Annotated in this window: 8 protein-coding genes; 4 read left to right on the top strand and 4 right to left on the bottom strand. The window is 76.0% G+C overall.

The features are described from left to right. On the top strand, positions 1 to 2133 hold a 2133-nt coding region (locus AB0F11_RS35970; RefSeq protein WP_362183397.1), incomplete at its 5' end, for an FUSC family protein. Here the strand turns inward: AB0F11_RS35970 and AB0F11_RS35965 are convergent. The 4 genes from AB0F11_RS35965 to AB0F11_RS35950 form a co-directional block, all read right to left on the bottom strand. After that, positions 2031 to 3146 (bottom strand): hypothetical protein, encoded by a 1116-nt coding sequence (locus AB0F11_RS35965; protein WP_362183395.1) that lies wholly within the window; start codon positions 3144 to 3146, stop codon positions 2031 to 2033. The two genes, AB0F11_RS35970 and AB0F11_RS35965, sit on opposite strands and share 103 nt — an antisense overlap. Before the next feature lie 51 nt (positions 3147 to 3197). Continuing rightward, positions 3198 to 6653: a trypsin-like peptidase domain-containing protein gene (locus tag AB0F11_RS35960; RefSeq protein WP_362183392.1), complete on the bottom strand. Its 3456-nt coding sequence runs from the start codon at positions 6651 to 6653 to the stop codon at positions 3198 to 3200. Then, positions 6643 to 6948 carry a trypco2 family protein gene (locus AB0F11_RS35955; RefSeq protein ID WP_362183389.1) on the bottom strand — a complete coding sequence of 102 codons (306 nt, stop codon included), beginning with the start codon at positions 6946 to 6948 and terminating at the stop codon, positions 6643 to 6645. Before AB0F11_RS35955 ends, AB0F11_RS35960 begins: the two co-directional genes overlap by 11 nt. Positions 6949 to 7091: 143 nt before the next feature. Further along, positions 7092 to 8075 (bottom strand): WYL domain-containing protein, encoded by a 984-nt coding sequence (locus tag AB0F11_RS35950; protein ID WP_362183386.1) that lies wholly within the window; start codon positions 8073 to 8075, stop codon positions 7092 to 7094. A gap of 39 nt (positions 8076 to 8114) precedes the next feature. On the opposite strand from AB0F11_RS35950, the gene AB0F11_RS35945 reads away from it, so the two are divergent. The 3 genes from AB0F11_RS35945 to AB0F11_RS35935 all read left to right on the top strand — a co-directional run. Then, positions 8115 to 8663 carry a hypothetical protein gene (locus tag AB0F11_RS35945; protein ID WP_362183383.1) on the top strand — a complete coding sequence of 183 codons (549 nt, stop codon included), beginning with the start codon at positions 8115 to 8117 and terminating at the stop codon, positions 8661 to 8663. Beyond that, the gene (locus AB0F11_RS35940; protein ID WP_362183380.1) at positions 8660 to 9166 is read left to right on the top strand and encodes a DinB family protein; all 507 of its coding nucleotides are present in this window, start codon (positions 8660 to 8662) and stop codon (positions 9164 to 9166) included. Before AB0F11_RS35945 ends, AB0F11_RS35940 begins: the two co-directional genes overlap by 4 nt. A gap of 87 nt (positions 9167 to 9253) precedes the next feature. Beyond that, positions 9254 to 10712: hypothetical protein (locus tag AB0F11_RS35935; protein ID WP_362183377.1), on the top strand; the 1459-nt coding region annotated here is incomplete at its 3' end.

Here is a 10712-nt window from a genome sequence, read left to right as displayed (position 1 = left end):
GCCGCCGGGGCCTCGTTCTACCTGTTCCTCTACGGCTTCGGGCAGACCACCGCCGCCACCTACGCCCTGTTCGCGGCCGTCTCCCTGGCCGGGCTCTCCCGCATCCCCGGCACCGGGCAGCAGCGCGCCGCCGTCGTGATCCGGCTGCTGCCGGCGAGCTGGCTGCTGGTCACCGTCGGCACCTACCTGGCGGTACGGACCTGGAGCGCCGTCCTCGGCATGCTCGTCATCGGCTTCTGCCTCGCCTTCCTCGCCGTCGGCGGCCCGCGCCCCGCCGGCGCCGCGCCCGGACTCCAACTGCTCTACATCATGCCGTCCTTCCCGCCCTACGACCCCGGCTCCCTCACCGAACGGCTCGTCGGCACCACGGTCGGCATCCTGCTGCTCGTCCTGGCCGAGGCGTTCCTCTTCCGGGATCCGCCCGCCCTCCCGTACCGCGAACGCGCCGCACGCGCCCTCGACACCGCGCGGGACTGCGCCCGGGAGCTCGGCACGGCCCCGTACCGGCTGACCGGTCCGACGGGGCGCGCAGCGCAGGGCGCCGCCACGAGCCTGCGCCCGATGCAGGTGCCGGAGGCCGAGCGCCCCGCCGGTCCGGGTGTACGGGAGCGGGCCCTGACCCATGCCGCCCTCGCCACCCGTACGCTCCTCAGCCGCCTCGCCCTGCTGCCCCCCGCGCCCGCGGGGAGCGACCCGGCGGCCGCCCTCGGCGTGCTGCGCGCGGTCGAGCGCACGGCGGCCGAGACGGCCGCACACCTGCGCGGGGCGACGCCCGCCACGGACGCCCACGCCGGCCTGGCCAAGGCCCGCGCCGTCCTCGCGGCGACCCGCTACGACCCCGCCGGACCCGTCGCCGTGCTGCGCCGGCACGCCGCCGTCCTGGAGGTCGCCGACGCCGCGCTCGCCGTGTCGACCGCCGCCGACATCGCCGTACGGGGCCGGGCCGCCGCGGCGGACGCGCCCGTGAACCGGTTCTGGTACGCCGGGATGCGCGCCCCGCAGCTGTGGTGGATCCGGCTGTCGGGGCACGCCGGCCGGCGGTCGGTGTTCTTCCAGAACGCCGTACGCCTCGCCCTCGCCCTGGCCGCGGCCCGTACGGTCGCCGGCCTCGACACCCTCCCGCACGGGTTCTGGGCGATGCTCGCCACGCTCACGCTGACGCGGACGACGGTGCGCGCGACCCGGTCGACGATCCGGGTGGCCCTGACCGGCACCCTGGTCGGCGCGCTGGTCACCGCCGGGATGCTCACCCTGGTGAACACCGACACGAAGGTGTACGCGGCCGCCCTGTTGCCGGTGATGCTGCTGACGTTCACCGTCGGGCCGGTCAAGGGCGTCGGATGGGCGCAGGCCATGTTCACGCTGACCGTGGCCCTGGTGTTCGCCCAGCTCGCGGCCGCGACCTGGCGGCTGGCGGAGATCCGGCTGCTGGACGTGCTGATCGGCAGCGCGATCGGCGCCGTCTTCGGTCTGCTGGCGTGGCCGCGGGGCGGCCGCGACGAGCTGAGGCACTCGGCGGCGGTCCTCATGCGCGGCGCGGCGGAGATCGTCGTCGCCACGACCGCGTCGATCGCCGCGGGCGGGGTGCGCGAACCGCTGCCCTACGTACCGGGGAACCGCTCGCTGCGGCGCACGCTGATCCTCGCGGAGTCGGCGTACGCACAGTTCCAGACAGAGCCGGTCGGGCGCCAGGACCCGCCGCTCGGGGCCCACGGCGCCTCCGGGGCCGACAGACCGGAACCGGACTGGCAGGCCGTGATGATGGCCGGCCACCACACCCTGTGGGGCTCGGACCGGCTGCTGGCGCCGCCCCCGCCGGCGAGCGGCCCGGCCGCGCCCGTCGTGGTGCCGCCGCTGCGGCGGGAGGCCGCCGCGGAGGTGACGCGCCTCGGGGACCGGGTCGCGGCCCGGATGCTGCTGGTGTCGGCCGCCCTCGACCCCGGTGGCGACACCCCGCCGGCGCCCGTACCGCTGCGCGATCCGGCGTTCGACGGCTCCGAAGCGGAACCGGACGGCGCCACGCGGCTGTACTACGCGGCCGCGTCCTGGCTGGACTCGCTGATCACCGACCTGGAGCGGATCAGCGGCGCCGACCGGTCCCGAGCCGGAGCACCAGGAGCCCGGCGCCGGTAGCAGAAGGCCGCGACGCCCCAGCAGACGCCGGACAGCATCCAGTACGGCGCCCACAGCGCGAGATCCCAACGGGCCTGGTAGGACGCCAGGTCCGCGAACTCCGCCGGGACGCCGGCCGGGTCGTACAGCACCCGCAGGTCGCCGGCGAACCCGTACCCCAGCACCCCGACCGCCCGCGCCAGCATGAACACGCACACCGTCCAGCTGCCCACCAGCAGCAGACCGCGACGGAACCTGCCGTGCGGCCCGAACCGGTCCGACAGGTGGAGCGCGGCCGCCATGCCCACCACGGCCGGCGCCACCGACACCCAGTGCCCCGTGACCGCCCCCGAAGAGCCCTCCAGCAGCTCGTCCAGAGCGGCGCGGGGGAGCGGGGTCTGCCGCATCAGGAACGAACTGCCGAGCGCCCAGGCGAACTTCATCGCCCCGTAGGCCAGCGCGCAGGCGAAAGCCCCCCAGGCCGCAGCGGCCGCCCACCCCGTCGGCCGCGCCGACCCGCCCGCGGGCCGCCGGCCGGTGCGCACCGCGTACGAGACGACCAGCACGAGCCACGCCGCGACCTGGACCCCGCCCCACACCGCGTCGATCACCACGCCCCAGCCGGACCGCCCGAGCCCGGACTGCGGGCCCACAAGGGTCACGGCAGCGCCCAGCGCCGCCATCGCGCAGGCCGGGACCGCCGCACAGAGCACCGTCCACCGCGGCAGGCGCGCTCCCCGGCGCGAGACCGTCGCCCAGGCCGCGGCCCCCGCGGCCGCACCGAGCAGCGCATTGGCCGCCTGCGCCGCCGCAGGGTGCGCGAACCGGGCCTGCACCGACGTGGGGGCGGGACTGCCGGGCATGCCGACCTCCCCGCGCAGCGCCATGTACACCTTTGATACGGCATACACGAGCATGGCCGCCACGGTCACCGCCGCGGCGAGCCGGACGAGGGGCCCGGCGGGCGCCGGCCGGGCCGGCCTGAGCAGACGGCGGCGGATCCGGCCGGCGAGGGCGTACGCATCAACGGTCATGGACTCCATGCTCGGCAGCGCCGGCACGGCCGGCCTCCCCCGCAGGAGCGATCAGCCTCCCCCGCGCGGGCGAGAGCGGCTCCGCCCGAGGACCGACCGGCGCTGTCCGGGGAGGCGCCGCAGCTGCGGGTGCTCTCCGCCTCGGCGCTCCAGCCGACGCAGCAGGAAGGGGAGTTGGAGGCGCTGCTGCAGGGTCACGCATGCCATCAGCAACCGCGCGAACCGGCCGTACGTCCGCTCCCGGATGTCCGCGTCCAGCCTCAGCAGGTCCTCCTCGGACCCGCTCTCGTACCCGGAGCGGATGACCCCCCGGTGGACCATGACCAGGACGGCCTTCGCCCGCCGGCGGTAGAAGGACAGCAGGCTCTCGTCGTGGGCCAGCTTCTGCAGCAGGTCCGTCGCGCGCGGGTCGCCGAGCTCGGCGAGGAGCCGGGCCGCCTTGACCCGTACGAAGGAACGGACGAGCAGCTCGCGCGGGGTCGAGGCGGGGCCCCTGACCGGTCGTGCCAGCTCCGTCAGGACCGGCTTGGCCCGCGAGTCGCCCAGCCGGGCCAGCGAATGGGCGGCATTGACCCGGGAGATGGGATCGAGCCGGGGGTCGCGGGCCATGTCCGCGAGGATCCGGTGCGCGCGCCGGTCGCCGAGTCGGATCCCCATCAGACGGGCGGCCAGCGCCCGCCCGCTGCCGTCGAAGCCGGTGTCCTTCGCGAGGGACAACAGCAGTTCACCGGCCCCGGCATGGTCGAGCTGCGCCAGGGCGCCGGCTGCGTGGGCACGGGCCAGCGGGTCCACGGCGTCGGAATGGGCCAGTTCCAGCAGCAGTTTGGTGCCGCGCTCGTCGCCGCCCTCGGCGAGCCGGAGTGCGGCCTGGATTCGGGCGACGCCGTTGTACAGGCGCAGCATCCGCAGGCCCGCCACGTTCACGGGGGACCGGGCGACGACCGGCGGTACGACGCCCCCGGCGTTCTCGTCCTGGGCGATCCGGACCAGGAGGGCCCGGGCCCGCTCCTCGTCGAGGTCGGCCAGGGCCACGGCGGCGCGCAGCTCGTCGCGGAAGAGGCTGCGCCGGGTGGCCAGCGCGGCCAGCGCCGAGGCCGTCCTCGTGGCGACCTCCGGCGGCACCCGCGTCCCCAGCCTGACCTGCGCGGCGATGAACTCCAGGTCCGGCAGGCCCGCGTCGGAGCCGCCGGCCAGCCGGTGCAGGCAGCGGGGTCCGGGGCCGGCCGGATCGTCCGGGGCCGCGTCCAGCAGGAAGCCGACGTACGACAGCTGCGCCGTCCGCAGGTCCAGCCGGGCGCGCCGACGGCCGGGCCGCTCGGGGCCGCGGGTCCCGAGGAACCGCCGCAGCTCCCTGCGCAGCCGCGCGGGATCGCCGGCGAGGGCCTGCGCCGCGAAGTAGTCGGCGAGCGTCCGGTGGAGGAACAAGAAACCGGACTCGTCCTGGGTGAACAGCCCGCTGTGCCGCAGGAGATCCGCCAGGAACCGGCGCCAGGTCTCCTCCGGTACGGGTTCGGGCCGCGCGGCCTCCGGGAAGCCGAGCAGCCCTTCGAGGACGTCGAACTCCGCGTGGGCGTGGGGCCGGGTCTGCCGGGGGTGCCCCACCTGCCGTGCGGCCAGAAGGGAGACGAGGGCGAAGAACCGGTCGACCGTGGCCTGCGCCCGGCCGAGCACGGTGGGGCCGTAGCGTTCCAGGGCCTGGCGGGTCTGCTGGTGGATGCCGGACATCCCGGCGGCGTGGTGCCGGTCGGCGAGGGCGTCGACGAAACGCCGGTACAGGTCGCCGCGGTGCACGGGCAGCGGTTCGCCCGGCGCGGCGGAACCGAGGGCGCACCGGATGGCCGCCATCAGCGGGACCGTGCCGAGCCCCGTCGCCGGCGGGGCGGCGGTCGTCTGCGCGAACCGGTCCGCCGCCTGCTCGGGCGCGGCATGACCGGCGGCGCGGAACCACTTCACGGCGAGGGAGCGCAACTCCGGCCGGTCGAACGGGCGCAGCTCCAGCACCGGCGTGTCCTCGCCCAGGATGCCGAGCTCGGAATCGGGCAGCGGCCGGGTCGCGACCACGAAGCGGAACGGACTGCCGCCGGGGGCGGGGACGGCGGTGGTCCCGGGCCCGGCGCGACCGACGAACCCGGCCAGGGTCTGCAACGCCTCGCGCCGGGACTCCGGCAGCAGGATCTCGTCCAGCCCGTCCACCATCACCAGCCAGGGCACTCCCGGCTCCGCCTCCTCCCGGAACACCTCGGCGCCAGGCCCTTCGAGCAGCCCGAACCGGCTCAGGTCCCGGGTGACCGCACGGGAGAGGACCTGCGGCAACGGCTCCTCCGACAGCAGGTCGGTGGCCCGCAGCAGCACGGGCAACACCCGCGCGCCCGGGTCCGGTGCCGTGCCGGTGCCGGCGGCCGGCTCCCCTGCGGTCAGGCGGCGGCGGGCGGCCGCGGCCAGCGCCATGCGCAGGAAGGTGGTCTTGCCACCACCCGGCCCCGCCGTCAGGACCGAGACCCCCGCCTCCTGGGTGCCGATCCACTGCACGGCCTCCTCGGCGGTCAGTTCCCGGGCCGCGACCCGGCCGGCGGCGAGGCCGAGGGCGTGCAGGCGGGCCCGCTGGCCCAGGTGGATCTCGGCCAGCGGCGGCGCACCGGCCCCGACGGCGCCGCCGACGTAAGGGTGTTCCCGGGTCGAGGCGAGGGCCGCGCTCAGGTAGTCGTGGACCTGCTGGGCGTGTGCGTCCGCAGGCGTGAGCCCGGCCGGTCCGGGAGGCAGCCCGATCAGCTCGTGCAGGGCGGTGTGGTCGCGGTCGGTGAGGACGTCGTACCAGCGGTCCACTCGGCTGGCGGTCAGGGTCCCCGCACCGTCGGTGGGCCGGTGCTCGCTGACGATGCCGATCAGGCAGCCGCCGCTCCACACCGCGGCCCCCGACATCCCCTCCCACGGCGACACGGAACCGGAACCGGGGTCGCCCCCGGTATCGGCCCCGGGCGGGTCGACGATCAGCTCCAAGGTGCCCTCGCGCCGCCCCGACAGGGCGGCGGCGTGGCCGTGGGCGTGCCGGGTGTCCCGGTACTCGAACTCCGCTCCGTCCGGCCCCACCTCGTGGCGCAGCTTGAACCGCGGGAAGCCCACCGCCTCGCACGGCGCCGAGCGGCCGAGCCGCCCGTACCGGACCGCGCCCTCCGCCGGCGGTGGCGGCGGCCCGTCGGCCCCGCCCGCGTCGGGACGCAGCGCGAGCACCGCGATGTCGAGCCGGCCGTGCAGGAACACCGTTTCGGCGTCGACGTCGGTGATCCCGCCCCGGCCGTCCACGAAGCGGACCCGGATATCCCGGGCGCCCCGGGCGTCTCGGGCGCCCCGGACGTCGTCGACGACATGGGCCGCGGTCAGTACGTGCCCTGGCCCGACCCGGTAGCCGGAGCCCCGCTTGCCGCTGCCGTCCCGGCACACGGTGACGATCTGCACGGCCCGCCGCTCGTCCAGCCCCGCCGACGGGGCGACCGCTCGGCTACTGCTCAATCGAGCCGGCCCGGCCGGACACGAAGGCGCTGGTCCGGACGCCGGCCACCTCGACCGTGGGCTGGAGGGACAGCTTCACCCGCTGGACCGCGTTGCTCCGTACGGACCCGTCGACACCGAGGTCCACGACCCAGAACCGCACCTTCCCCTTCCCTCCGGCGTTCTTCTCCAGCGCGAGCGACACCTCCAGCTCGATCGCCCCCAGCTCGAACTGCAGGTTCTTGCCCTGCGCTTCGGCGATGGACTGCTCCAGCTCTTCCCGCAGGTCCTTGATGACGGTCGACAGCTCGATCACGCGGCATCCCCTCGGCCCGACTCGAACACGCACGGCGCACGGCAGGACCCGGCGCCCGAGCGCCGCGTCCCGTACGTCGCCGCCACCGTACCCACCGTCAACGCCCCCTGTACGCCGGTCGGTTGAATGACCGCAGGATCCGGTCACGCCCGGTGCCGTTCGGCCACTGCCGCGGCGGTGGCGGCGATCCGGGCCCGCAGCTCCGGCGGGCCGAGGACCTCGATGTCGGCGCCCAGCGCGAGGTACGCCGCCTCGGCACGGTCCAGGGATTCCACGGGCAGCACGGCGCGGGTCCAGCCTGCCAGCTCCGGGTCCGGGACACCGCCCGCCGCCGCGGCCGCCGCGTCGTCGGCGTTCAGGCGGCCCAGCCCGCGCGGGGAGAGGCGTACCTCCGCCCGCCCCCGGTACAGCCGGTCCCGGAAGTCCTCCTGGGCCCGCTCCCAGTGCGCGGCGAGGTCGAAGCCCGGCGGCGGCGCGCACTCCTCGCCGGTGACGGCCAGCTCCATGATCTGGTCCACCCGGTACGTACGCGGCACGGGCTCCGGCTCCGGCCCGTCCGCCGGGGCGGCGACCACGTACCAGCGGCCCGCCTTGAGCACCAGCCCGTACGGCCGCAGTCGGCGGTCGACGTCGGTCGGCTCCTTCCAGCGGCGGTAGCGCACCTCCAGCACCCGGCCCCGCCACACCGCGTCCGCGACCCGCGCAAGGAACGGCACCTGCGTGCTGCGCGCGTACCAGCCGGGCGCGTCGAGGTGGAAGCGCGCCCGCATCCGGTCGGCCTGCTCCCGCAACTCGGGCGGGAGCGCCGCCCGCAGCTTGAGCTGCGCCGCCGCCAGGGCCCGGCCGAGGCCGAGTTCGGCGGCCGGGCCGGGGACACCGGACAGCAGCAGCGCCTCGGCTTCGCCGCTGCTGAGCCCGGTGAGCCGCGTCCGGTACCCGCCGAGCAGCCGGTACCCGCCCCGGTGGCCCGCGTCCCCGTACAACGGCACACCGGCCGCGGCCAGCGCCTCCACGTCCCGGTAGACCGTACGCACGGACACCTCCAGCTCCCGCGCGAGCTCGGCGGCGGTCATCCGCTCCCGGGTCTGGAGCAGGAGCAGGATCATCACGAGCCGGGTGGACTTCACTGCCACACGATGTCAGTGGAGTACTCCTACGGTCCACCCATGACTTTCGCGGAGAAACTCCTCACCACCCGGCCGCCGATCGAGCTCGCGGGCCGCCGGCTCAAGCGCTACCACGTCACCGCCGACCCGGCCGGGATCGAACCGGAGGTGGAGGAGGCGGCGTACCGCTTCCTGCCCGAGCTCCTGCGCACCCTCCCGGAACCGGACGGAACACCGCCGGGCGGCTTCCTCGTCCTCCACAGGGGAGGGGACGACGGGGTTTACCTGAACGTGTACAGCTGGGTCTGGGACAACGCGCTGCACTTCGCGGGCGGGGCGGCCGGGCAGCCGGTGCTCGGCTGCCCGGACCGCGACCCGACGCACTTCGTCCGCCTGGACCGGTCACTGATCGGCTGCGTCTGGGAACTGCCGCCCCTCGACCACGAACGCAACGCCTGGGTCCGCCACCTCCTCGACGCCCCGGCCCCGGACCTCGACGCCTACCTCGCCGACTCCCTCCCGGCGGGGACCACCGGGTGGAGCGGGACGGGGCCCTCGGCAAAAGGCCTCGACACCGGCCGCAGTGATCGGGGACGCTTCGTGCGATGACAAGAATCGACGACACGCCGCCCGCGTGGGACGAGCGCACCCAGCTCACCACGTTCCTCGACTACGCCCGCGGCACCGCCCGCGCCAAGTGCGAGGGCATATCCGCGGAGAACGCCCGCAAGGCGCTCCTTCCGGGCTCACCTCTGATGACCGTGAGCGGACTGATCAACCACCTCCGCTGGGTCGAGTACTACTGGTTCCGGGTGGTCTTCCTCGGCGAGGAGGACCAGGGCCCCTGGACGGAGGAGGACCCCGACCGCGAGATGCGCATCGCCGTCGACTTCCCGCTCCCGCAGTTGCTCGACGAATACGCCGAACAGAGTGCCCGCCACCGCGAACTGGTCGCGGCGCACGCCCTGGACGAGCAGGCCCGGCGAGCCGTCCGCAGCGGCCTCCACGTCGACCTGCGCTGGATCCTCCTCCACCTCACCGAGGAGACAGCCCGCCACAACGGCCACCTGGACATCCTGCGCGAGATGCTCGACGGCACGACCGGCGACTGAGGGTCGCGAGGGGTGCCCGAAGGTCCCGAGGGGTGCCTGAGGGCCGGGGCCGAGGGGTTGTCAGACCCCTTTCCTAGCATGGCCTTCATGAGTACCTCGCACGACAGTTCGGCCGCGCGCACGCTGCGCTCGCTCCTCGATCTGCCCCGGGAGGCCCCGGCCGCGGCGCCGGCCGGAGCCTGCCTGCGGGCCGTGACGGAAGGACGGCCCGCCCGGACGGTGGCCGGCGCCGTCGCCGCCGCCGCAGGGCCCGATGCGGAGACGGCGCAGCACCTCGAGGCGCTGGAACGGGAGCACCTCGGCGGGGACGCCGAGCGGTGGCTCGGCCTCCACGACGCCCTCGCGACCCACCGCGGCACGCTGCCCGAGCTGTTGGCCGACGTACCACCGCCTGCACACCCCGCACCGCCCGCATCCCCCGGTGGGCTGCGCCCGCCCGCGCCCCGCAGCGTCCACGCCACCCTGGCCCTGCTCCTGGAGCACGCGCGGCCGAAGGACGCGGCCGCCGCCCTGGCCGTCCTGCCGGACCGCACCCTCGACGGACTGCTCGCCACCGGCTCCCTCCCCGGCCCGGCCGTCACCTCCGCGGTCACCGAGCACGGCGACCCCCGCACCCGGACCGCCCTCGCCCGCCACACCCGCCTCGACAGCCGGGTCCTGGCCCGGCTGTTGGAGACGGGGGACCCGCAGGTCGGGGCCGCCGTCTACCGCAACCCGCGCGCCACGCAGTCCCTGCGCCGCACCCTCGTGCACCGCCTCGACCGGATCCCCATGGACGAGGCGCTGTACGCCGAACTGGCCGACCGCGGCGCCGACGTGCCGCACACCTGGCTCGCCCCGCTGCTCGGATCCGGCGATCCGCAGCTCGCCGCCCGCGCCCTGATCGGCGGCGCCCGGGGAGTCGCCCAGAGTCACGCCCTGGTCCGGGTCTGGGAGCGCACCGGCCCGGAGGCGGTGCGCGCCCTCCTCGACGACCCCGGCGTCCGGAGGTGCCTGAGCCGGGCCGTCGTCTCCGACGTCGCCGGCGCCCTCGCCGCGGACGACGGTTCGGGCGGGGCGCTGCGCGCGCTGCGGGAGCGGTGCGAGCCGTACGAGGACCCCGCCCGGCTGCCCGCCCTGCTGGCCACCACGCGCGGCACGAGCAGCCTGCGCGATCTGCTGTCCGAGCCGTACGTCCACGACCTGAAGGCCCTCGCGCAGGCCCACGCCGCCTCGCCGTTCATGCCGAAGGCGAGCGAGGAACTGGCCCGCCACGAGGCGGCGGACGACGCCCAGCGGCTCGCCTTCCGGCTCAGCACCCTCAACGCCCCCTGGCGCACGGGCGGCCGGCGCGCCGGCAACACCGCCCCGCCCCGGCAGCGCCTCGCCGAGGAGGAGCTCGACGACCACGCCGGCGTGTGGGCCGAGGGCATGGCCGCGGCAGGACTGCTCGACCCCGTCGACCTGATCCGCACCGCGCGTCCGGCGGCGCACGCCCTGCACGCCCTGGACCGGCTGGCCGGGCGGAACCTGCTCGGCGGCGCCGCCCTCGCCGCCCTGCACGAGC

Source organism: Streptomyces sp. NPDC032472 (genome assembly GCF_040636955.1).
GTDB lineage: Bacteria > Actinomycetota > Actinomycetes > Streptomycetales > Streptomycetaceae > Streptomyces.
This window is presented reverse-complemented; position numbering and strand designations above follow the sequence as displayed.

Bases quoted from the DNA above. Each gene is read 5' to 3' on its own strand.
- AB0F11_RS35940 (WP_362183380.1), top strand. From the start codon at position 8,660: ATGACAAGAATCGACGACACGCCGCCCGCGTGGGACGAGCGCACCCAG.
- AB0F11_RS35965 (WP_362183395.1), bottom strand. From the start codon at position 3,146: ATGACCGTTGATGCGTACGCCCTCGCCGGCCGGATCCGCCGCCGTCTG.
- AB0F11_RS35945 (WP_362183383.1), top strand. From the start codon at position 8,115: ATGACTTTCGCGGAGAAACTCCTCACCACCCGGCCGCCGATCGAGCTC.